Annotated in this window: 17 protein-coding genes; 11 read left to right on the top strand and 6 right to left on the bottom strand. The window is 70.0% G+C overall.

Going from position 1 to position 23,031, the window contains the following annotated elements; translation table 11 throughout:
- Positions 1-30: 30 nt before the first annotated feature.
- Positions 31-1,668, bottom strand: coding sequence for an NAD(P)/FAD-dependent oxidoreductase (locus tag AB0D14_RS22570; RefSeq protein WP_362781657.1), 1,638 nt, complete (start codon positions 1,666-1,668; stop codon positions 31-33).
- Positions 1,669-1,748: 80 nt separating this feature from the next.
- A complete protein-coding gene (locus AB0D14_RS22565) occupies positions 1,749-2,222 on the bottom strand; it encodes an SRPBCC family protein (RefSeq protein WP_362781655.1) in 474 nt (157 codons plus the stop codon).
- A 505-nt stretch (positions 2,223-2,727) separates the two neighbouring features.
- Between AB0D14_RS22565 and AB0D14_RS22560 the strand changes: the two genes are divergently transcribed.
- On the top strand, positions 2,728-4,116 hold the full coding sequence (locus AB0D14_RS22560) for a glycoside hydrolase family 43 protein (protein WP_362781654.1): 1,389 nt from the start codon (positions 2,728-2,730) through the stop codon (positions 4,114-4,116).
- A 119-nt stretch (positions 4,117-4,235) separates the two neighbouring features.
- Here the strand turns inward: AB0D14_RS22560 and AB0D14_RS22555 are convergent, their stop codons facing one another.
- Positions 4,236-6,623 carry an alpha-L-fucosidase gene (locus tag AB0D14_RS22555; RefSeq protein ID WP_362781652.1) on the bottom strand — a complete coding sequence of 796 codons (2,388 nt, stop codon included), beginning with the start codon at positions 6,621-6,623 and terminating at the stop codon, positions 4,236-4,238.
- 203 nt (positions 6,624-6,826) lie between these two features.
- Between AB0D14_RS22555 and AB0D14_RS22550 the strand changes: the two genes are divergently transcribed.
- The 4 genes from AB0D14_RS22550 (at position 6,827) to AB0D14_RS22535 (ending at position 10,500) form a co-directional block, all read left to right on the top strand.
- Positions 6,827-7,219 (top strand): helix-turn-helix transcriptional regulator, encoded by a 393-nt coding sequence (locus AB0D14_RS22550; protein ID WP_362781650.1) that lies wholly within the window; start codon positions 6,827-6,829, stop codon positions 7,217-7,219.
- A gap of 403 nt (positions 7,220-7,622) precedes the next feature.
- The gene (gene modA / locus AB0D14_RS22545; RefSeq protein WP_362781648.1) at positions 7,623-8,468 is read left to right on the top strand and encodes a molybdate ABC transporter substrate-binding protein; all 846 of its coding nucleotides are present in this window, start codon (positions 7,623-7,625) and stop codon (positions 8,466-8,468) included.
- Positions 8,465-9,373, top strand: coding sequence for a molybdate ABC transporter permease subunit (modB, locus tag AB0D14_RS22540; RefSeq protein WP_362781646.1), 909 nt, complete (start codon positions 8,465-8,467; stop codon positions 9,371-9,373). The genes modA and modB overlap by 4 nt, the downstream gene beginning before the upstream one ends.
- Positions 9,370-10,500: an ABC transporter ATP-binding protein gene (locus AB0D14_RS22535; protein ID WP_362781644.1), complete on the top strand. Its 1,131-nt coding sequence runs from the start codon at positions 9,370-9,372 to the stop codon at positions 10,498-10,500. The genes modB and AB0D14_RS22535 overlap by 4 nt, the downstream gene beginning before the upstream one ends.
- A 237-nt stretch (positions 10,501-10,737) precedes the next feature.
- On the opposite strand, the gene AB0D14_RS22530 is transcribed toward AB0D14_RS22535, so the two are convergent.
- Together AB0D14_RS22530 and AB0D14_RS22525 are read right to left on the bottom strand one after the other, a co-directional pair.
- Positions 10,738-10,962, bottom strand: a complete 225-nt coding sequence (locus AB0D14_RS22530) for a hypothetical protein (protein WP_362781642.1) — start codon at positions 10,960-10,962, stop codon at positions 10,738-10,740.
- A 378-nt stretch (positions 10,963-11,340) separates the two neighbouring features.
- On the bottom strand, positions 11,341-12,351 hold the full coding sequence (locus tag AB0D14_RS22525; protein WP_362781640.1) for an NAD-dependent epimerase/dehydratase family protein: 1,011 nt from the start codon (positions 12,349-12,351) through the stop codon (positions 11,341-11,343).
- Positions 12,352-12,505: 154 nt separating this feature from the next.
- On the opposite strand from AB0D14_RS22525, the gene AB0D14_RS22520 reads away from it, so the two are divergent.
- Positions 12,506-15,724 carry an alpha-L-rhamnosidase gene (locus AB0D14_RS22520; protein WP_362781638.1) on the top strand — a complete coding sequence of 1,073 codons (3,219 nt, stop codon included), beginning with the start codon at positions 12,506-12,508 and terminating at the stop codon, positions 15,722-15,724.
- A 160-nt stretch (positions 15,725-15,884) separates the two neighbouring features.
- The gene (locus AB0D14_RS22515; RefSeq protein WP_362781637.1) at positions 15,885-17,000 is read left to right on the top strand and encodes an AI-2E family transporter; all 1,116 of its coding nucleotides are present in this window, start codon (positions 15,885-15,887) and stop codon (positions 16,998-17,000) included.
- Between the two features lie 366 nt (positions 17,001-17,366).
- Here AB0D14_RS22515 and AB0D14_RS22510 read toward each other — a convergent pair whose 3' ends face one another.
- Positions 17,367-18,398: a medium chain dehydrogenase/reductase family protein gene (locus AB0D14_RS22510; protein WP_362781635.1), complete on the bottom strand. Its 1,032-nt coding sequence runs from the start codon at positions 18,396-18,398 to the stop codon at positions 17,367-17,369.
- A gap of 153 nt (positions 18,399-18,551) precedes the next feature.
- Between AB0D14_RS22510 and AB0D14_RS22505 the strand changes: the two genes are divergently transcribed.
- The 4 genes from AB0D14_RS22505 (at position 18,552) to argG (ending at position 22,964) form a co-directional block, all read left to right on the top strand.
- Positions 18,552-19,208, top strand: coding sequence for a TetR/AcrR family transcriptional regulator (locus AB0D14_RS22505; protein WP_362781634.1), 657 nt, complete (start codon positions 18,552-18,554; stop codon positions 19,206-19,208).
- 237 nt (positions 19,209-19,445) lie between these two features.
- Complete coding sequence (locus AB0D14_RS22500; RefSeq protein ID WP_362781632.1) at positions 19,446-20,636, top strand: M23 family metallopeptidase; 1,191 nt, start codon at positions 19,446-19,448, stop codon at positions 20,634-20,636.
- A gap of 212 nt (positions 20,637-20,848) precedes the next feature.
- The gene (locus tag AB0D14_RS22495) at positions 20,849-21,256 is read left to right on the top strand and encodes a RidA family protein (protein ID WP_362781630.1); all 408 of its coding nucleotides are present in this window, start codon (positions 20,849-20,851) and stop codon (positions 21,254-21,256) included.
- A gap of 253 nt (positions 21,257-21,509) precedes the next feature.
- Positions 21,510-22,964, top strand: a complete 1,455-nt coding sequence (argG, locus tag AB0D14_RS22490; protein WP_362781628.1) for an argininosuccinate synthase — start codon at positions 21,510-21,512, stop codon at positions 22,962-22,964.
- The last annotated feature ends 67 nt before the right edge of the window (positions 22,965-23,031 follow it).

The raw sequence follows: 23,031 nt of genomic DNA, 5'->3' as shown, positions 1-23,031 counted from the left end.
CTGCGGCAGGACCGGGATCCACTGTCACCGTCATGGACGAGCGGAACCGGGGTTGCGGTCTCCCCTGCGGTCGCGGCGGGCCAGCAGGCGTTGGGCGCGGGTCAGACCGGAGGGCAGGTTCCTGCGCAGCGCGGCCCGGGCGGCGTTGGAGCCCGGGGCCCCGTGCACACCGCCTCCCGGATGAGCGGAGGCCGAAGCCAGGTAGAGGTTCTTGACCGGCGTCTCGGGGCGTCCCGTACCCGGGACGGGGCGAAAGACGAGTTGCTGGTGCAGGGCTGTGGTGCCGCCGTTGATGGCACCTCCGTGCAGATTGGCGTTCAGCGCCTGAAGTGTGGGCGGGGCCAGGATGCGCCGGGCCCTGATCAGGGAACGGAACCCCGGCGCGAAGCGCTCGACCTGCCGCTCGACCCGGTCGGCCATGAGCTCCTGTTCCTTGGTGTCCCAGGCTCCGGTCAGTCCGTCGTCGCCCGCGTCACCCGTGATGCGGTGCGGGACATGGGTGTAGGCCCACGCCGACTCGGTGCCCTCGGGCGACCGGGTGGGATCCGCGGTCGTCATCTGCCCGAACAGCGCGAACGGCCGGTCCGGGGCCTGCCCCATGGCGACCTGTGCCGCGAACCGCGTCAGCTCGTCGACGCCGTCCGCCAGGTGCACGGTGCCCGCGCCCGCGGCTTCGGGGGCATGCCACGGCACGGAGCCGTCCAGTGCCCAGTCGACCTTGAAGGTGGCGAAGTCCCACTGGAACCGGCGCAGATCGGCCAGTACCTGCGGGGGCAGGTCGGCACTGTCCACCAACTCGTCGTACAGGGCGGGAGCGGCCACGTCCGCGAGTACGGCCCGGCGGGCGGACACCGTCTCGCCGCCGGCCGTGCGCACCGCCACGGCCCTCCCCTGCCGGACGACGACACGGCTCACCCGTTCCCCGCACCGCAGGACGCCGCCGCGCTTCCGCAACCGCTGGGTCAGCGCCTCGACGAGGGCACCGGAACCTCCGACGGGTACGGGAAAACCGTATGTCTGGCCCAGCATCGACATCAGCCAGCCGAAGCCGCCGCTCCCCGCGGCCTCGGGGGCGAGGTCGGCGTGCAGCGCGTTGCCCGCGAGCAGCAGCCTGCCGCCCTCCCCCTGGAATTCCTCCTCCCCCAGACGCCGCACCGGCAGCACCAGCGAGCGCGCCAGCCGCAGCCCTCCGGCGGTCCTCAGGCGCATGGCCAGCCGGGCGCCGGCGCGCACCGGCGGGAAGGGTGTGAACAGCGCTTCCAGGAGGTCGGGGCGCAGCCGTTCCCAGACGCTGTGCAGTTCGCGCCAGGCGTCACCGTCACCGTCGGCGAAGACGTCCAGGGAGGCGGCGGTGTCGTCGAGGTTCCGGCCGAGTACGGCGCACCGGCCGTCGGACAGCGGGTGGGCCAGCACCTGTGGCGCATGGCTCCAGTGCAGCCCGTACCGCTCCAGGTGCAGTCCGGCGAGGACGGGCGAGGCGGCGGCCAGCGGGTAGAACGAGCTGAAGAGGTCGTTCGTGAAATCCGGGTGGACCCCGTGGTCGTGCCGGACCCCGCCCCCCGGCTCGTCCTGCTCCTCCAGGACTTCGACGCTCCAGCCCTCGTCGGCCAGCAGATTGGCGGCGACGAGCCCGTTGGGGCCGGCTCCGATCACTACCGCGTCCGGCATGGACGCCTCCCGTCTCGCTGAACGCATGTCACCGCTGTGGCCTCGCGGGGGCCGACGGCCCCGGTCGCACGGTCAGTTCGTCACGCCGGCCTCGGCTCGGTGCGAGTGGGCTCGGGCCGGCCCCGACCGTCCTCGCACACTTCGGCCAGGCGCTTGAGCATGGTCCGGTGCCTCAGCTGGATGAGTGCCTCCACGCCCACGTTGTGCAGGGCGCCACCGACGCCCTGCAGCGGATGCTCGTCGATGATCACCAGCGTGTGCTCGCCCCAGGGGCGCAGTTCGATGGCGATACGGGCCGTGCCGAGCGGGCCCGCGTGTGCTTCCAGTTCCAGTTCGCGTTCGTCGTCGCACGCCCGCACGATCGTCTCGTTGGTGAAGCCGAAGAACCCGGCCCGCACTTCGTAGCCGATGGCGGAGTGCACCTGCGGCCACCGACCGCGCACGGGGTACGAGGACGAGGTCCCCACGACCCAGTCCGCGTACCGGCTGCCGTCGGCCAGGACGGCCCACACCTCTTTCGGACTCTTCTTGATCAGCCGGTGACGTACGGCCACATCTGCCTCCCTCGTCTCGCACCCGCAGGTAAAGGAGTGACGGGAGCCGAGTCCCCCGGCATCCGCGGTTCAACCGAGTGGCCGTCGCCCGTTCAGGTGCGCTCGTTGCGTTCGTTGCGTTCGTTGCGTTCGTTTGACGTTCGGCGGGGGCAGGGTCCGGCGTGGCGGCCGCCGGGCGGCGAGGAGCCGGCCGGGTACGTACACCGAGGTGCGCCGCCGTTCGACGGCCCGCACCAGACGGGCCGCCACCGTCTCCACCGTGAGGTAGGCGATGCCCGCGTTGGCGTGGCCAGGGGGGCGGCGTCGGTGATGCCGTTGACGGTGTTGCCCGGCGAGATTCGCGGCCATACCCCCCAGCTTCGACAGAGTGATTGACGCGCACCACGAGGCACTCTACTTTCTGATCGACCTCCCGAACTGTGTTCGAGATTTCGACTCGGTTGCTTACCTGGCCCCCGCGCCACACAGCCGCTCACTCCACCCCCGCGCACCCTCGGAGACCAAGATGAGCGCAAGACCCGAGCCGTCCCGACGGCTCTTCCTCGGCATGGCCGCCACCGCGCCCCTGGCCGTGTCCGGCGTACTGACCCTCGGCGCCGGCACCGCCCACGCGGCGGACTCGGCCTATGTGATGTGCTACTTCACCGAGTCGACGAGCCTGGGCCTCGGCACCGACTACGGACTCCACCTCGCCGTCAGCACCGACTCGCTCAACTGGACGCCCCTCAACCAGAACAACCCCCTGGTCACCCCCACGGCGGGCGCTCTCGGCCTGCGCGATCCGTTCCTCATGCGCAAGCAGGACGGCACCTTCGTCGTCATCGCCACCGACCTCAAGGGCACCGACTGGAGCTACAACAGCCAGTACATCCATGTCTGGGACTCCACCGACCTGCGTACCCTCACCGGCTACCGCCGGCTCAAGCTGCACGACATGGCCACCCACAGCTGGGCACCCGAGGCGTTCTGGGACGCGGGCCGGGGTCAGTACGCGGTCGTCTACTCCTCGGTCAACTCCAGCGGCCACAACGTGATCATGGTGAACTACACCAGCGACTTCGTCACCGCGTCGGCCCCGCAGGTCTTCTTCGACCCCGGCTACGACGTCATCGACGGTGACATGGCCGTCGGCGTGAACGGCTACAACTACCTCTTCTTCAAGAAGAACCAGACGCTGGTGGCCGCACGGTCGGCCTCCCTCAACCCGGGCAGCTTCACCGAGTTCGGCGCCGGAGTCGCGCACGGCGGGACGGAGGCCCCGACCGTGTACAAGTCGCTGACCTCGAACACCTGGTACCTGTGGGGAGACACCTACACGCCCAACGGCGTCTTCTACGCCTGGCGGTCCACCGACCTGGCCTCGGGCACCTGGACCGCACTGGACCAGAAGGCCTACACCCAGCCGGTCAACTCCAAGCACTGCGGCATCGCGACGATCACCACGACCGAGTACAACAACCTGCTCACCAAGTGGGGCGCACCGGCCTGGAACCGGCTCAAGTCGTACAACTACCCGGACCGTTACGTCCGCCACGCGAACTACGCCGCCCGCATCGACGCCTATCCCTTCGACCTGTACACCGACTCCCAGTGGAGACTCGTCCCTGGTCTGGCCGACAGCTCCGGCGTCTCGTTCCAGTCGGTGAACCACCCCACCCGCTACCTGCGGCACTACGACTACGCGCTTCGACTCGACGTCAACGACGGCACCTCGGTGTTCGCGGGCGACGCGACCTTCTACCGCACGGCGGGCCTCGCCGACTCCTCCTGGGCGTCGTTCCGCTCCTACAACAACCCCACCCGCTACATCCGTCACTCCAACTACGTACTGCGCATCGATCCGATCTCCACCTCCACGGAACAGCACGACGCGACGTTCCGCGTCGGTCACTGAGCCTCGGGAGAGCTACGAGTCAACGGGCGGTCGACCAGCCGGTCAGAAGGGCCTGGACGCCCTTCTGACCGGCGAAGGAACTCCGAAGGAATGGTTCCCGGACCGGGACGCCGTGGACGTCACCGGGCGCCCCGGCCACCCGCCCACTCCACCTTGAACACCCAGACATGCTCACCGCGCTTGCGCGCCGCCTCGGGCACGTCGATCACCAACGCGTTGTTGCGCACTGTCCAGGTCAGCGGCCGGTCGTGGCCGAGCATCGTGACCTTGTCCCCGCCGCGGATCGGCACCGGAGCCTCAACGGTGAGCTTGCGGCCGGGCTCGGCGAGGGAGTGGATGTAGAACGCCTCGTTCTGCCTGACGGTGAACCGGAGGTCGGCGCCGAGCTGTGCCATCCGCGACCAGTACGTGGTGTCGTAGATCGCCTCGCCGTTGACCTTGAGCCACCGGCCCGTCTCCCGCAGCCGGGTCTGCATGATCTGCGGGATGGTGCCGTCGGCGCGCGGGCCGATGTCGAGCAGGAAGTTGCCGTTCTTCGAGACGATGTCGACGAGGTTCCGGACGACCTGCTCGGCCGTCATGTAGTCCGCGTCGGGCGTCGCCTGGTTGTAGCCGTAACTGAAGGGGTCGAGGCCACGGCTGGACTCCCACTTCGCGACGACCGTGTTCTCGTACGTCGTGTACTCGGGAGTGGTGAAGTCGTGGAAGCCGATGCCCGAGCGGTTGTTGACCGTCACCTCGTACGGCTTCGCACGGTTCTTTCCGTGGTTGAAGTACTCGGCCAGCACATGAAGGCTGTCGTTCACGCCACCGATGTCGCACCAGATCAGGGACGGATCGTAGTTCTCGATCAGCTCCAGCATCTGCGGGGCCTGATAGTCCTTCACATAGTCCTTGCCGGCGGTGTATCCCGTGTACGGAACGGGCTCCAGCGTGTACGGATTGCGCGGGGCGTGGCCCATCCACGGGGTGTCCGGATTGAAGAACTCGGGCATCGAGAAGTAGAGCCCGCGGTGCAGCTCCGGTGTGAACTTCTTCGAGGCGTCGAAGAGTTCGCGGACCAGGTCGCGCTTCGGACCCATCTTCACCGAGTTCCGGTCGGCGAACTCGGTGTCCCAGAGAGCGAAGCCCTCATGGTGTTTCGACGTCAGCACGTGGTACTGCGCACCCGCGTCCCGGAACAGCTCCACCCACGCGCGCGGGTCGAACTTCTTCGCGGTGAACATGGGGATGAAGTCGTCGTACGCGAAGTCCTCGCCGTACTTCTCCCGGTGGTACGCGTACACCGCGTTGTCGGGCCTCTGCAGGTGGTCCCAGTACCACTCGGCGTACTGCTTGCCGGCCGGCGACCAGGCGGGCACCGAGTAGACACCCCAGTGGATGAAGATGCCGAACTTGGCGCGGTGGAACCAGTGGGGCGCCTGGTGTCCCGCCAGCGACTCCTCGGTGGGGAGGTAGTCGGGAACCCCGAGGGTCAGCCGGCGCCGGCTGGCGACCACGCGTTCACCGCGCCCACTGACGACCACCGTGCCGTCCTGCACGGTCCCGCGCGCCGTTCCCGCCCGGTTGCGGATACCGACGTGGACGCGCGCCTGCTCACCGGGGTCCAGGCGGGTCACCCGCGCGCTCTCGACGGTGCGGGCGCCCGGCACGTCCACGCCGACCGACACCCGGTCACCGGCGAGCACGGCGACCGTTCCCGCGTTGACGACCGTGGCCTCCACACTCTGGGCGCCGCTCGACTCCAGGAGCGAGAAAGTGGAGTGGGCATCACGCAGCGCCAACGCCCGCCCCTGCGCGGCAGGTTGCAGGGAGAGCGCGAAGACGTGCAGGGACGACTTGTTCTCCTCGGCGGGCTCGGTGGTCGGCAGGGTCAGCGCGACCGCGTCGCGTCGCGGGTCGATCCAGACCTCGGCCGTGCCGATCCCGACCGCATGCTCGTCCTTGGTGCCGTCCGGCGTGTACCGGTACGCGGTCGACAGGGAACCGCCCGCCGCGTACCAGTCCGACCCGCTGAGCCCGGCGGCCGTCGTCGGCCCTTCCGCGTAGTGCACGGTGACCGTGCCGGACGCGTTGCCGTAGCTGCCCGCGGCGAGGAACAGGGCCGACAGGTAACGCCCCGGCGGCAGCTCGACGCGCTGCCCGAGGGCGACCACGTTGTTCTGGGCGCCCCCGGCGGAGGACGGGAAGAGGAAGGTGACCCCGTCCACCTCGACGGGCCCGGCCGGGAGTTCCTCGCCCGGGAAGGTGTAGCCCGATCCGTCGAAGTCCCCGCCCTGAGCCGCGGCGGTGTCGATGCCGTCGTTGTTGAAGTGCGCGTCGAGCGGCACGGGGACGGGATCGGGTACGGGCACCCACTGGCGCCCTGCCTTGTCCGCCTCGGCCGCGGCGCCCGCGGCCTGTGTTTCGGCGGCCTGTGCTTCGGTGGCGACCGCGGCGGGAAGCGTGACCGCGACGGCCGCCCCAGCAGCGGCTCCCAGTACTTGACGTCTTGGATGCATACCCACAGAGCGGCTCCTATTCATCGGATGTCTGATGATTGATCCGCCGTCAGGCGTTGTCAATGGGACGTGCAGCCATGAAAGTTGAGAAAGTGATCGGATGACGTTGCCGGGAATTGGCCGGGGTCAACTCTGCTCCGGACCATCTGCGGAGGGACGCCGCCAGCCGCTCGGATACGGCTCGGCCTTGATCGCCTATCTTGGCGCGTATGCAGTCATACACGATCGGCCAGGCGGCGCGTCTGCTCGGGGTGAGCCCGGACACGGCGCGGCGGTGGGCGGACGCGGGCCGGATGATCACACACCGGGACGAGGGCGGGCGACGCCTCATCGACGGCAAGGACCTGGCCGCCTTCTCCGTCGAGCTGGCCAAGAGCGGCGGCGAGGAGGACACCTCGTACACCTCTGTCCGTAACGCCTTCCCCGGCATCGTCACGGCCGTGAAACTCGGTGATGTCGCCGCCCAGGTGGAGATCCAGGCCGGCCCGCACCGACTGGTGTCCCTGCTGACACGGGAGGCCGTGGAGGAGCTGGGCCTTGAGGTCGGGGTGGAGGCGACCGCCCGGGTGAAGTCGACGAACGTACACATCGACCGGGCCTGAGCGCGCCGGGGGCGGCCTTCACTGGTCACCCGTGGTCCAGGGTCACCCGTGGCCCAGGAGGCCGGCCGCCTGACACCGTCCTCGCTGTTGCGGGCGCCACTCGGGGCCGGATGACCGCACCCGGGCCCGCCTCCCACAGAAACGCACATGCCACCTTGCATGAGCAGGATTCCGGTGTGTGCGAAGCAACACGATACTTTACCCTCGCATCTGCGGCAGTATCATTGCCGTCGTCGCGTGCACACCTACCGGATCGGGAACGCTGCCGCCTTGCTGCCTTGCCACCTACGCCCGGTACATCCACCGGGCGGAGCTGGACTACCGGTTGCCGTGATCAAGTCGACCGACGTGGTCGTCGAGAGGCCGTAGACGGTCCGCCAGGACCAGAGGGAGTGGACCCGTAATGACCCGTACCACGCGTCGGACCCACCGGGCAGGCCGGACAGGCCGGACCCTGCGGGTGGCCGGTGCAGGCGCTGCCGCCCTGCTGGCGCTGAGCGCCTGTTCGTCGTCCGACGACGACTCGTCGACGGGGTCGGACTCCCCCGCGTCCGGCTCGTCGTCGGGCAAGCTGTCCGGCACAGTGACCGTGTTCGCCGCGGCCTCCCTCAAGGAGAGCTTCACAACGCTGGGCAAGGAGTTCGAGAAGGAGCACCCGGGCACGAAGGTCACCTTCAGCTTCGGCGGCAGCGACTCTCTCGCCGCCGGCATCACAGGCGGCGCTCCCGCGGACGTGTTCGCCTCGGCCAGTCCCAGGACGATGGAGATCGTGACGGACGCGGGGGACGCGTCGGGGACACCCGCCACCTTCGTCCGCAACCAGTTGCAGATCGCCACCCTGCCGGGCAACCCCGACAAGATCGCCTCCCTCAAGGACCTCACCAGGTCGAGCCTGAAGGTCGTGCTGTGCGACAAGGAGGTGCCCTGTGGCGCCGCCGCCCAGAAGGCCCTCGGCGCAGGCAAGCTGAAGCTCACTCCCGTCTCCTACGAGCAGGACGTGAAGGCGGCGCTGACGAAGGTCGAGCTGAAGGAGGCCGACGCGGCGGTCGTCTACAAGACCGATGTGCACGCGGCGGGTGACAAGGTGGAGGGCGTGGAGTTCCCCGAGTCCGCCGACGCGATCAACGACTACCCGATCGTCCAGCTCAAGAACGCGCAGAACACCGGAGCCGCCAAGGCGTTCATCGCGCTGGCGCAGTCCGCCGACGGCCAGAAGGTCCTGACCGGGGCCGGGTTCCTCAAGCCGTGACCTTCCCGAAGGACAAGTCCGGCGCCGCGACCGACACCCTCCGAGGTGGGCCGCGGCGCCGACGCGCCCGGACGGGCGGTGGCGGCGATGGTGGTGACACCACCCGTGGCCCCTCCCGCGGCACCGCCCGAGGTGTGCCGCTGCCTCTGCTGGTGCCCGCGCTGATCGGCCTCGCGTTCCTGATCGTGCCGCTGATCGCACTGCTCGTACGGGCCCCGTGGCGCAGTCTGCCCGAACTGCTGACCAGCGCCGAGGTGTGGCAGGCGCTGCAGCTGTCCCTGGTCTGCGCCACCGCGGCGACCGTGGTGAGCCTGGTGATCGGGGTGCCGTTGGCCTGGCTGCTGGCCCGCGTCGAGTTCCCCGGGCGCGGTCTCGTACGAGCCCTCGTCACCCTGCCGCTCGTGCTGCCGCCGGTCGTCGGCGGTGTGGCACTGCTGATGGCGCTCGGCCGCAACGGCATCGTCGGGAAGTGGCTGGACTCCTGGTTCGGGATCACGCTTCCCTTCACCACCGCCGGGGTCGTCATCGCCGAGGCGTTCGTCGCCATGCCGTTCCTCGTCATCAGCGTCGAGGGCACCCTGCGCGCCGCCGATCCGCGTTACGAAGAGGCCGCCGCCACGCTCGGCGCCTCCCGCTTCACCGCGTTCCGCCGCGTCACGCTCCCGCTGATCGCGCCGGGTATCGCGGCCGGCGCGGTCCTGGCGTGGGCCCGGGCGCTCGGCGAGTTCGGTGCGACGATCACCTTCGCGGGTAACTTCCCGGGCCGTACCCAGACCATGCCGCTGGCCGTGTACCTGGCCCTGCAGAGCGACCCGGAGGCCGCCATCGCCCTCAGCCTGGTCCTGCTGACCGTGTCCATCGCCGTGCTGGCCGGCCTGCGTGACCGTTGGACGACAGCAGGATGACCGGGGCTCACGACGCCACCCACGACGACGGCGTCACCACCGCCGACACCTCCGGCACCTCCGACAAGGGTTCCAGGCAGGGTTCCGAGGAGGGGCTCGACGCGCATCTCGTCGTCGAGCGCGGCACCTTCCGTCTCGATGTGGCGCTGAGCGTCGCGCCCGGCGAAGTCGTCGCCCTGCTCGGCCCGAACGGGGCCGGAAAGACCACAGCTCTGCGCGCCCTCGCGGGCCTGTCACCGCTCACCGGCGGCCGTCTGCGGCTGGACGGCACGGCGTTGGAGCGTACGCCGCCGGAGTCCCGCCCGGTCGGCGTCGTCTTCCAGGACTATCTGCTTTTCCCGCACCTGACCGCCTTGGACAACGTGGCCTTCGGACCGCACTGCCAGGGCGCGACCAGGGCACAGGCGCGTGCGCAGGCCGCCGAATGGCTCGACCGCCTGGGTCTCGCGGACCACGCCGGCGCCAAACCCCGCCGTCTCTCCGGCGGACAGGCCCAGCGTGTCGCTCTGGCCCGCGCGCTCGCCACCCGCCCCCGGCTGCTCCTGCTCGACGAGCCGCTCGCCGCGCTGGACGCCCGCACCCGCCTGGAGGTGCGCGCCGAGCTGCGTCGCCACCTGGCCGAGTTCGAGGCCGTCGCCGTCCTGGTCACGCACGACCCGCTGGACGCCATGGTGCTGGCCGACCGTCTGGTCGTCGTCGAGGACGGCCGGGTCGTCCAGGAGGGCGTCCCGTCCGACATCGCCCGTCATCCCCGTACGGACTACATCGCCCAGTTGGTCGGCCTGAACCTCTATCGAGGAGAGGCCGGCGGCCATACCGTCCGCCTCGACGCAGGGCCGCCCATCACCACCACGGAGGCTTTGTCCGGTCCGGTCTTCGTGGCGTTCCCGCCGAGCGCGGTCACTCTCTACCGTGACCGTCCCACCGGCGCCAGTGCCCGCAACCTCTGGCGCTGCGAGGTCGCCGGCCTGGAGACCCACGGCGACCAGATCCGCGCCGATCTCACCGGAGAGCTGCCCCTCGTCGCGGCCCTGACCACGGTCGCCGCCGCCGAGCTCGATCTGCACCCGGGCGCGGCGGTCTGGGCGACGGTGAAGGCGACGCAGACCCACGCCTACCCGGTCTGAGGAACTTGGGTCCGTGCCCGGTGCGGCGAGAGTGCGTGCCGGGCGTCGCGACGCCGCGGAGATCCATCACAAGCCCCTCAGGCGCCGCCCGCGACTACTGTACAAGGTCAGGTATGCGCCCCGACTCCTCGCCCGCCTGCCACCGGCCTTCCCCGGTTCTCCGCCGAAACCCCGGCACCCAGCCGGGGTTTCGGCGGCCAGACAGGCTCTCAGGCGGTCACGCGGGCTCCTCCGCGGCTACGCGGAATCCCACTCGTGCGGGCGGCCACCGCGCCACTCCACCCAGCTGGGATCGTCCAGCAGCTCGGCAGGGGAGGAGAGTCCGGCGGCCTCCAGGAACACGATCAGATCGTGGTCGGAGTGGGCCAGCCCCAGGATCTCGGCCCGGCCGTCACGGTGCACGCTCACTCGCCGACCGCCACCCGCGGACGGCCGGTGCACGACGACCAGTGCGCTTTCCACGGCATCCAGAGTGCTTCTCCCCCTCGGGTCGACGCTACCCGGTCCGGGCGAACGCGTCACGGGTCTCGGCTGGTCAGGACGGGCAGCGGGAGCGAACGTTCAGCGAGTCCGCGGTGCCCCCCGTCGCCGCTGTGCCGGCGGGGGCGAAGACAGAGGCGGCGAGAAGGTGTCCTCCTCTTCGTCCAGTGGCGGCAGTTCAACCGTGTATTGCGGTTGGAGAAACAGATCGTGATGCTGCGGCGCAACCGATGAGGGCGCCGTGTCCTGTACGGGACGTGCAGGGTCGCGATGCGGAGAGGCAGGCATCCAAAACCATCCGGAGTCGGGAGTCGCGCGGATCAAAGGCGGAGCGGTCGACCGACGATGATCGGTACCTGCCTACCTCGCGCGCGACTGCCCATTAGATCCTATCGGCGGCGAGAGAACGAAAGGGCGCGGTATGTGGAGCGGTTTGGATGCGTGATCCGTTGCCCCGAGAGGCCTTTCGCGCCGTGGCCGGCACCACGTCAAGAGCCCGCTGAACGCGCCCCCTGGCCGGCCTTCCCGTTCGCCCCCCACCGGCACCGGTACCAGTCGAGCGTCGCCGCCACACCCTCGGCATGCGGAGTGACCTTGGCCGGCCCGAACGCCGCCCGGAAGGCGCTGCGCCGACCGGCCGAGCCCGGCGACCCGAGGCTCGCCTCCCGCCTCGGCCCCCACCAGGGCGGAGAATGTGCGGCCCGTGACGGGCTCGGCGGCGGGCAGGTGCCAGGCCCGGCCGTCGGCATCGGCGCGTTCGCCGAGGGTGACCAGTCCGGCGGCGATGTCGGGGAGGTACGAGACGGTGTGCGGCTGGTCGAGTTCGCCGATCCAGCGGATGGTCCTGCCTGCCGGTGCGGCCGCGAAGACGTTCGGTCCGAGGACGGTGTTGACGCCGCCGGGTCCGTAGTAGTCGCAAGCGCGTCCCAGTGTGGCGCGGATCCGGCCGGAGCGGTGGGCGCCGAGGATCAGCTCGTCCACGTCGGCGCGGACCCGGCCCTTCGGGTTGACGGCGGCGTGGGGCAGGTCCTCGGACAGGGGGCCGTCGACGGGCCCGTAGACGTACAGGTTGTCCGCCATGACCAGCTTCGCCCCGGCGGCCTCGGCCCCGGCCAGAACCGTGCGGGTCAGATCGGGGAACTCCTGGGTCCAGCGCCCGTACTTCGGCTGCGCGCACTGATACACGACCGCGGCACCCTCGCAGGCGGCGACGGCGCCATCGGCGCGGGTGATGTCGGCACGGACGGCGGCGGCTCCGGCGGTGGCGGCTCCGGCGGTGGCGGCCTGGACATCGTGCGGGCCGGTGGCCGCACCCCGGCTGACGGCGCGGACCCGGTGGCCGCGAGCGCGGAACCGATTGAAACCGTTCAATCGGTTGCCCCTCCAGTGCGTCAGATCACCCCGCGGCAACAACCGTGCCTAGCACCCCGTCAAGAATGTGCTGCACGCTCATTGACCCTCATCCCGCACGCCCCTACGTTCACCGTGAGTGAATCGATTCATCCTTCCTACCTGAGGAGCCGCAGTGATCAGCAGGAGGAACATCCTGGCGGGTACGGCAGCCGCGGTGGCCGCCACGGCCACGGTCACCAACGCCGGATCCGCAGTGGCCGCACCGGCGTCCACGCCCGCGCGGGCAAGCTCGCGACGCGGCGCCCTGCGCGTCACAGCGCCGACCGTCGAGTACGTCCGGCACCCCCTGGGCATCGACGCACAACGCCCCCGGCTGAGCTGGCCGATGGCTTCGGACGAGCCGGGCGCGCGCCAGAGCGGCTATCAGCTCCGCGTGGCCTCCAGCGTCGCGCTCCTCCCGCACCCCGATGTCTGGGACAGCGGAAAGGTCGCCTCCAGCGAGTCCGTCCTCGTCCCGTACGCGGGCCCGCAACTCAAGCCGCATACGCGCTACTTCTGGTCGGTACGCGTGTGGGACGCCGACGGCGGCGCGTCGGCCTGGAGCGAGCCGTCGTGGTGGGAGACCGGGCTCCTGGACGCCGCGCAGTGGTCCGCGGAATGGGTCTCCGCTCCCCCGGTCCTCACCGACGCACCCTCCTTCGAAGGCAGCGCCTGGATCTGGTTCCCCGCGGGCGATCCGGCCACCAGCGTTCCGGCGGGCACCCGTTGGTTCCGCCGCACCGTCGAACTGCCGGACGCGGTCACGGCGGCGACTCTGGCCATCAGCGCGGACAACGTGTACAGCGTCTCCGTGAACGGCACGGAAGTGGCCCGCACCGATCTGGAGACGGACAACGACGGCTGGCGCCGCCCCGCCGTCATCGAGGTCCTGGCCCAGCTGCGTACGGGCAAGAACGTCCTCGCGGTCTCGGCGGCCAACGCCTCCGAGGGGCCCGCCGGTCTGGTCGCCACCCTCGCGCTGCGCACGGCAGCCGGCGAACAGCGGATCGTCACCGACGACTCCTGGAGATCGACGGACAAGGAGCCCGCCACCGACTGGCGCGAAGCCGACTTCGACGACAGCGGCTGGCCTGCGGCGAAGGAGGCGGCCGCGTGGGGAGCCGGACCGTGGGGCAGGGTCGTCCCCGCGTCGTTCGCCGCCAACCAGTTGCGGCACGAGTTCGAGCTCCCCCGCAAGAAGGTGTCGCGCGCCCGTCTGTACGCCACGGCTCTCGGTCTGTACGAAGCCCACCTCAACGGCCGCCGCGTGGGCCGCGACCAGCTCGCCCCCGGCTGGACCGACTACCGCGAACGCGTCCAGTACCAGACGTACGACGTCACCTCGCTCGTGCGGTCCGGCGCCAACGCCATCGGCGCGTACGTGGCCCCGGGCTGGTACGCGGGCAACGTCGGTATGTTCGGGCCCCACCAGTACGGCAAGCGTCCGGCGCTGCTGGCCCAGCTGGAGGTCGAGTACACCGACGGGACGCGCGAACGCGTCACCTCCGGCCCCGACTGGCGGGCCGCCTCCGGACCGATCGTCTCCGCCGACCTGCTGAGCGGCGAGTCGTACGACGCACGCAAGGAGACCTCCCGCTGGACCTCACCCGGCTTCGACGACCGGGCCTGGCTCGACGTGGTGCGCGCCGCGGGTGACGCCGCTCCCCCGCTGATCGTGGCCCAGGTGGACGGTCCGGTCCGGGTGGCCAAGGAACTTCCGGTCAAAAAGGTGACCGAGCCCAAGCCGGGTGTCTTCGTCTTCGATCTGGGCCAGAACATGGTCGGTTCGGTACGGCTGCGCGTGTCGGGAGCGGCCGGCACGACCGTCCGCCTGAGGCACGCCGAGGTACTCAACCCGGACGGCACCCTCTACACGGCGAACCTGCGTACCGCCGCGGCCACCGACACGTACACCCTCAAGGGCCGTGGAGAGGAGACGTACGAGCCGCGCTTCACCTTCCACGGTTTTCGCTACGTCGAGGTGACCGGCTTTCCCGGTACTCCGTCGGCCAGAGCCCTGACCGGTCGCGTGATGCATACCTCCGCCCCCTTCACCTTCGACTTCGAGACCGACGTCCCGATGCTCAACACACTGCACGACAACATCACTTGGGGGCAGCGCGGCAACTTCCTGTCCATCCCGACGGACACGCCCGCACGCGACGAACGCCTCGGGTGGACGGGGGACATCAACGTCTTCGCACCCACCGCCGCGTACACGATGGAGTCCGCCCGCTTCCTCACCAAGTGGCTGGTGGACCTGCGCGACGGGCAGACCGCCGAGGGCGCCTTCACCGATGTGGCGCCCATGGTCGGCACGGTCGGCAACGGTGTGGCGGGCTGGGGCGACGCGGGCGTCACGGTCCCCTGGTCCCTGTACCAGGCGTACGGCGACCGGCAGGTCCTCCAGGACGCGTGGCCGTCCGTGCAGGCCTGGCTGAAGTATCTGGAGAAGAACAGCGCCGACCTGCTGCGGCCGGCGAGCGGCTACGGCGACTGGCTCAACATCTCCGACGAGACGCCGAAGGACGTCGTCGCCACCGCGTACTTCGCCCACAGCGCCGATCTCGCGGCCCGTTTCGCCAAGGAGCTCGACAAGGACTCCGCCCCCTACACCGGCCTCTTCGAGCGCATACGCGCGGCGTTCCAGAAGGCCTACGTCACCGCCGACGGGCGGGTGAAGGGTGACACGCAGACGGCCTATGTCCTGGCCCTGTCGATGGACCTGTTGCCGAGTGAGCTGCGCAAGGCGGCCGCCGACCGTCTCGTCGCGCTGATCGAGGCCAAGGACTGGCACCTGTCGACGGGCTTCCTCGGTACGCCCCGGCTGTTGCCCGTTCTCACCGACACCGGGCACACCGACGTCGCCTACCGGCTGCTCGTGCAGCGCTCCTTCCCCAGCTGGGGCTACCAGATCGACAAGGGCGCCACCACGATGTGGGAGCGCTGGGACTCCATCCGACCCGACGGCAGCTTCCAGACGCCGGACATGAACTCCTTCAACCACTACGCCTACGGTTCGGTGGGCGAGTGGATGTACACGAACATCGCCGGGATCGCGCCGGGCCGGCCCGGCTACCGTGAGATCGTCGTCCGGCCGCGACCGGGTGGGGGTGTGACCTCCGCCCGCGCCTCGTTCGCCTCGGTCCACGGTCCCGTCTCCACACAGTGGCGGCAGCGGTCCAGGGGGTTCGTGCTGAAGTGCTCCGTGCCTCCCAACACGACTGCCGAGGTGTGGATCCCCGCCGACGATCCGGACGCGGTCACCCACACGTCCGCGGCGTTCCTGCGCAGCGAGGACGGCTGTGCGGTGTACCGGGTCGGTTCGGGCACGCACCGCTTCACCACGTAGCACGCGCTTCACCACGTAGCACGCATTCACCACATAGCGCGAAGCACGTGGCGCGGTCGGGTTTTCCGTCCGTTGCACGGCGGCGTCCAACACGCGTTGGGCGCCGCCGGGTTGGCGGGGGGTCCGCGGAAGCGCGGTGGCGTGCCCATAAGGTGATCGCATGCCTGCCTCGTTGAGCTCCGCCAGATCGCGCGCCGCGCTGCGCGCGTCGGCGCGCGTTTCCGTCGATCTGCTGCTGGTTCTGGTGATGACCGCGGTGGCCCTCTGGCTCCTCGGCCGGATGTGGTCCGTGGTCTGGCCACTCATAGTGGGCCTGCTCCTGACCACGCTGACCTGGCCCCTGGCCCGTTTTCTGCGCCGGCACGGGTGGCGTCCCGCTCTGGCGGCTTCCGCCGTGACCGTGCTGTTTCTTCTGGTCACCTCGGCCGTCGTGGCGCTGATCGCGGTCCCGGTGGCCGCCCAGTCCGGCGAGTTGACCGACGGCGTGGTGGCCGGCATCCACAAAATGCGTGACTGGTCCGCCGGTCCGCCGCTGAACATCGGCGAGGCCCAGATCTCGGACGCCCTGGACGACGCGGTGGCGCGCATCCAGAAGAGCGCCGGCAGCATCACCACCACGGTGGTCACCGGTGTGAGCACCGTGGTCAGCGGAGTGGTCACGGCCGTCCTGGCGGTCTTCCTGATGTTCTTCTTCCTCAAGGACGGCCCGCGGTTCCTGCCGTGGCTCGCCCGTCAGCTGCCCGGCCGACTGGCCACCGATGTCCCGATAGTGGCTGCGCGCAGCTGGGACACCCTGGGGGCGTTCGTGCGTTCGCAGGCGGCCGTCGGTCTGCTCGACGCCGTCCTCATCGGCATCGGTCTGTGGATCGTGAACGTTCCGCTGGTGCTCCCGCTGGCGGTGCTGACCTTCGTCTCCGCGTTCGTGCCGATCGTGGGTGCGCTGTTCGCCGGTTTCGTCGCGGTGCTCATCGCCCTGGTGTCGAACGGTCCGACGGACGCGCTGATCGTGCTGGCGATCATCATCGTCGTGCAGCAACTTGAGGGCAACGTCTTCCAGCCCATGATCCAAAGCCGCGGGCTCGGGCTGCACGCGGCAGTGATCCTGCTGGCGGTGACGCTCGGCGGCAGCCTGGCGGGCATCGTGGGCAGCCTGCTCGCGGTCCCGGTCGCCGCGATGGTCGCGGTGTTCTGGAACTACCTGCGGGAGCAGCTCAGCGAGCCGCCTGAGGAACCGGAGACCGGCGAGCCGCAGGCCGGTGCCGCTGTTCCCTCCTGAATGCCCGAACCCGAACCTGAGTCCGAACCCGAACCTGAGTCCGAACCTGAGTCCGAAAGGGACTGCCCTTCCTGAGCGAGTCGCTCTCGTGTGACGGGTCGTGCGTGTCCGGTGTTCACTCCCCCACCGCTATGAGGTGAGTCGGGCGACGACGGGAGCGCTTGCGAGGGCGACGGCGATCTCGTCGTGCATGTCGCTGTTCTGCAGCCCGAGGTGCCGCAGGGCGGGCAGGCGTTCGCCGTCGAGCAGGGGCGCCAGGCCGGCGAGGGTGGTGCTGCGGCCGCTGTACTCCGCGCCGAGCCACAGGTCCAGGTTCCGCGGGCCGGGCAGGTCGCTGGCGGCCAGGCCCCGCGCCCTGCGTGGGCGCTATGGGTGCAGGACGACCTTGCCGGCGACGGTGCCGGACTCAGCCAGGCGCAGGGCGTCGGCCGCCCGGGTGAGCGGTAGTTGGGCGGCGATCTGGGCCGTGACGTCCCCGCGCTGGAGCGCCGCGAAGACCTGGGTGAGGTCGCCGCGCAGCCGGGCCCGGAACCGGTTCCTGGCCAGGGCGCGGCCGGCCCAGACGTTGAAGAAGTAGGCGCGTCGGCGGTTGGGCAGCGCGTTCCACAGCCACACCCGGCCGAGCAGTTTGAACACGGGCCACTGCTTGGAACCCTCGTCGTCCCTGGTGGAGGCGCTGCCGTAGGAGACGAGTGTCCCGCCGGGCGCGAGGAGGCGCCAGGAGTCGACGATGCCCCGGCCGCCGACATGGTCGAAGACGGCGTCCACCCCGCCGGGGGCGAGTTCGCGCACTCGCGCGGCGACGTCCTCGTCGCGGTAGTCGACGGGAATGACGGCCTTGTCGCGCAGTGCCACGTGGTGGCGCGCGGACGCCGTGCCGATCACTTTCACGCCTGCGGCCCGGGCGAGTTGGACGAGTACCGAGCCGACACCACCGTTGGCGCCGTGCACCAGGATGGTCTGTCCCGCGCGGATACGAGCCTTGCGGTGCAGCATCTGCCAGGCGGTGATGCCGTTGAGCACCAGGGTCTCCGCCTCTGCCGCACCGACCCCGTCCGGCACCTCGACCAGGTCCGCCGCATCGACGAGCACGTGGCTGGCCCAGCCGCCGACCTTGATCAGGGCGGCCACCCGGGTCCCGACCAGGCCCGGCCCAACGCCCTCACCGGTCGCCAGCACCGTCCCGACCAGGTCGTAGCCGGGCACGAAGGGGAACGCCGGCTGGTCGTAGTAACGGCCCCGCCGCATCTGCTGCTCGGCGAAGGAGACCCCGGTCGCCTCCATCCGGATCACGACCTGGCCCGGGCCCGCGGCGGGCACGCCGCCCTGCCGGATCCGGAGCCCTTCCGGCTCCACCTTGCCCGGCAGTACGACCTCGATGAGTTCTTCGGCGTTCACGACGACCTCCACTGCATTGCGTTCGTGTTACGGGCTCTTGTGCTCGTTACAAGTTGTAACGCATCACCCTGGAGGGAGTCAATAACTATCGTGATAACCTCTAACTAAATCGTGAAGGTGTAGACAGGCACGGCTACGGAGAGGCGGCAGGCCATGGCGGACACGGGCGCCGAGACCCCGCGCGAGCGCTACCGCGCCCAGGTGCGGGCGGAGATCAAGAAACACGCCAGGGAGCAGCTCGCCACGGCGGGGGCCTCCGCCCTCTCCCTCAACGCGATCGCCAAGCGGATGGGCATGAGCGGACCCGCGCTCTACCGCTACTTCGCCAGCCGCGACGAACTGATCACCGAGCTCATCCGGGACGCGTACCGAAGCCTCGCCGACACCTTCCGCGCTGCCGCCGCTGCCGGGCCCGACCTGCCCGCGCTGGCGCACGCCCTGCGCGGTTGGGCCCTGCACGACCCTCACCGCTACTTCCTCATCTACGGCACGCCCGTCCCCGGCTACCACGCACCCGACGACGTCACGTCGATCGCACGCGAGATCATGGCGCCCCTGCTCGACGCCTGCGCGGTACCGCCCCCGGACACTCCGGCGACGCCGTTCCACACCCACCTCGAAGACCACCGGCAGTGGGCGGACGGCCACCCCGCCGCCCCCGCGACCCTTCATCGCGCCCTGACTGCCTGGACCCGGCTGCACGGCGCCCTGTCCCTGGAACTCGCGGGCCACTTCACCGGGATGGGCTTCGACCCCGAGCTGCTCTTCACCGCCGAACTGGACGACCTGACCGGTCCGCCGACGCGCTGACCGCACCGCACCACATCTCTGCCCATTCGGGCACGCTTCTGTGCCTTTGCGCCTGCTGATACCCAGGGGGCGTCACGTTAATGTCGTGCGCGTGAGCACCATGACCCCTGTGAAACCGCCGTCGGCGTTCTTCCCCACCCTGTACGCCGCCGACGGCCAGTCCGGGGCGAGCGGTGTCGGAGCGGTGGCGGCACAGCGACACCGCGGAACGCGCCGTGGCGCACGAGGAGTTCGCCGGTGACGGACGACCGGTCGGACGAGTCGGGGACGGTCGGCACGACTGCACACGCACCTGAGGCCGGCCCGTCACAGCCGGTTGAGGCCCCCCGGGCCGAACCGGCGGCGGTCGGCGACCGCGTGGAAGAGGAAACACCGAAAGAGCGCCCGAAACGCACCCGCCGCCGCCCTGGCCCGTTCACCCTGCTCGTCCTGCCGGGGCTGGTCGCGCTGATGGGGGTTGCCGGCTTTCTGGCGGTGAACGGCGGCCTGTCGTCCGCCTGGCCTCAAGGATCCGATCCCGCCCCGGCCGCCACGACCCGCGTCGACGCCGCATACATCCCCTGGCTCCGCAAGGCGGTCTCGGACTGCACCGTCATCAAGCCGTCGGTGCTCGCCGCCCAGATCGACCGGCTCTCCGGCTGGAGCAACGACGCCGGAGCGTTGTCGGGCGAGAAGGGCATCGCCGCGTTCACGGACGCCCAGTGGCGGACCTGGGGCAAGGACGACGACGGCAACGGGCGTTCCTCGCCCCGCGATCCGGCGGACGCGCTGATGGCACTCGGCCGAAAGGACTGCTCCCTCGCCAAGAAGGTGACCGACCTCAGAACCGAGGGAGTCGTCACCGGGGACCTGGTGAATCTCACCCTCGCCGCGTACGCGTCGGGTACGGACGCCGTGGTCGAGGCGGAACGCGTACCCACCGAGGCGGAGGCCTACATCACCGAGGTGAAGTCGCTGTCCTCGCGCTACCGTTCGGTCGACCGGGAGAGTTCCGGCGGCGCCGTGAACCAGGTGCCGGGCGCCGTACTGGCCGCACCCGTGGGCGACCTCACCGTCACCTCGCCCTACGGATCGCGCGAGCACCCCCTGACCGGGGTGACCAAGCTCCACACCGGGGTGGACTTCGGCTCGCCCCAGGGGTCCCAGGTCGCTGCCGCGTCGAAGGGCCAGGTCGTGTTCGCGGCGATGACCAACGCGTACGGCAACCGCGTGGTGATCGACCACGGCACCATCGACGGCAAGCGGCTGGAGACGACGTACAGCCATATGCTGTCCCTCCAGGTTTCCGTCGGCCAGACGGTGGAGACCGGAACGCCGATCGGACTGGTCGGATCCACCGGTCTGTCCACCGGCCCCCACCTGCACTTCGAGGTGATCCTCGACGGGTACTACGCCGATCCGCTGCCCTGGCTGAACCCCAGCACGTGACGGACGGCGCCGGCCGGCGCTTCGCGGCGTGAGCGTCCAGAACCGTTCGGTCATCCTGAACTGCTTGGTCACCTTGAACTGTTTGTCACCTTGAACTGCTTGGTAACCATGAGGTTCCCCAGTCACTGAAAAGTGCGTTCTTCCATGTCAGCGTTCACTCTCCTACGGTTCTAAAGTAACCACTGGAGAGCGACGAGAAGAAGGTGCGCAGCATGGCCATCACCCTGGTGAACCCCGAGGGACTGCCGGAGATCGACGTGTACCGACAGGTGTCGATCGCGACCGGGTCACGATTCGTGTTCATCGCCGGGCAGGTCGCCTGGGACGCCGATGGGGTCACGGTCGGTGAAGGTGACCTCGCGGCTCAGGTCGAGCGGTCCTACCTCAACGTCGGTACCGCTCTGGCCGAGGTCGGCGGGTCCTTCGACGACGTGGCGAAGCTGACCGTTTACGTCGTCGACTGGGCTCCCGACAAGATGCCCCTGCTCCTGGAGGGGATCGCCCGGGCGGCCGCGAAACTGGGCATCACTCCGATGGCGCCGGCCACACTGATCGGCGTGGCGGCCCTGGACGTACCCGAGCACCTGGTCGAGGTCGAAGCCACCGCGGTCCTCGACTGAACCTGGGGCGGGCGGTGCCGCGTCCGCACTCCTCGTGGCCGGGATCACCGCCTGCGGCCTGGTTCAGTCGTTCACCCTCGGCCTACTCCAGGACTCCGTACGCTCCCGCCTCCGGGGCGCGTCCCGTTCGCACCGCGGCTGAACCGCGTCCAGGCACGAACTCGGACATGAACCCCCTTGGATACTCCTGGACGCCCCTGGACGCCCCTGGACGCCCTTTGCATGATCATGCGAAGTGGTGCATACTCTTCCTATGTCTAAGGTCCTTACCTCTCTTCCGGCCGGCGAGCGCGTCGGTATCGCCTTCTCCGGCGGACTCGACACCTCGGTCGCGGTCGCGTGGATGCGCGACAAGGGCGCCGTTCCATGCACCTACACCGCCGACATCGGCCAGTACGACGAGCCCGACATCGCCTCGGTGCCCGGCCGTGCGAAGGCCTACGGTGCCGAGCTCGCGCGCCTGGTCGACTGCCGTGCGGCGCTGGTCGAGGAGGGCTTGGCCGCGCTCACCTGCGGGGCGTTCCACATCCGCTCGGGCGGGCGTGCCTACTTCAACACCACGCCCCTCGGCCGCGCCGTCACGGGCACCCTTCTGGTCCGGGCCATGCTCGAGGACAACGTACAGATCTGGGGCGACGGCTCCACCTTCAAGGGCAATGACATCGAGCGGTTCTACCGGTACGGGCTGCTCGCCAACCCGCACCTGCGGATCTACAAGCCCTGGCTCGACGCGGACTTCGTGACGGAACTCGGCGGCCGCAAGGAGATGTCGGAGTGGCTGGTCGCCCATGACCTGCCCTACCGCGACAGCGCGGAGAAGGCGTACTCCACCGACGCCAACATCTGGGGCGCCACCCACGAGGCCAAGACCCTGGAGCACCTGGACACGGGCGTGGAGACCGTGGAGCCGATCATGGGCGTCCGGTTCTGGGATCCCGAGGTCGAGATCGTCACCGAGGACGTGACGATCGGCTTCGACCAGGGCCGCCCGGTCACCATCAACGGCAAGGAGTTCGCCTCCGCCGTCGACCTGGTGATGGAGGCCAACGCCGTCGGCGGCCGCCACGGCATGGGCATGTCGGACCAGATCGAGAACCGGATCATCGAGGCCAAGAGCCGCGGTATCTACGAGGCTCCCGGCATGGCGCTCCTGCACGCCGCGTACGAGCGTCTGGTCAACGCGATCCACAACGAGGACACCATCGCCCAGTACTACAACGAGGGGCGGCGCCTCGGCCGGCTGATGTACGAGGGCCGCTGGCTGGACCCGCAGGCCCTGATGGTGCGCGAGTCCCTGCAGCGCTGGGTCGGCGCGGCCGTCACCGGCGAGGTGACGCTGCGGCTGCGGCGCGGCGAGGACTACTCGATCCTCGACACCCGCGGCCCGGCGTTCAGCTACCACCCGGACAAGCTGTCGATGGAGCGCACCGAGGACTCGGCGTTCGGCCCGGTGGACCGGATCGGCCAGCTCACCATGCGCAACCTCGACATCGCCGACTCCCGCGCCAAGCTGGAGCAGTACGCCGGGCTCGGCCTGATCGGCAGCGGCAGCCCTTCCGTCGGCGCCGCCCAGGCGGCCTCGACCGGGCTGATCGCCAGCATGCCGGAGATGCCGCAGGGCGGCGCCGAGGCCATCGCCTCCCGCGGTGAGGTGTCCGAGGACGACCAGGTGCTGGACCGTGCCGCGATGGAGTTCGGCACGGACTGACCGGCCGCGGAAGCGTTGACGGCAGGGGCGGGGGGGGGGGCGGGGGCGGGGGCCCCCCCCCCGGCCG

The organism is Streptomyces sp. NPDC048484 (assembly GCF_040651415.1).
Lineage (GTDB): Bacteria > Actinomycetota > Actinomycetes > Streptomycetales > Streptomycetaceae > Streptomyces.
The sequence above is the reverse complement of the archived record's forward strand: the minus strand, read 5'-3'. Positions and strand labels throughout refer to the sequence as shown.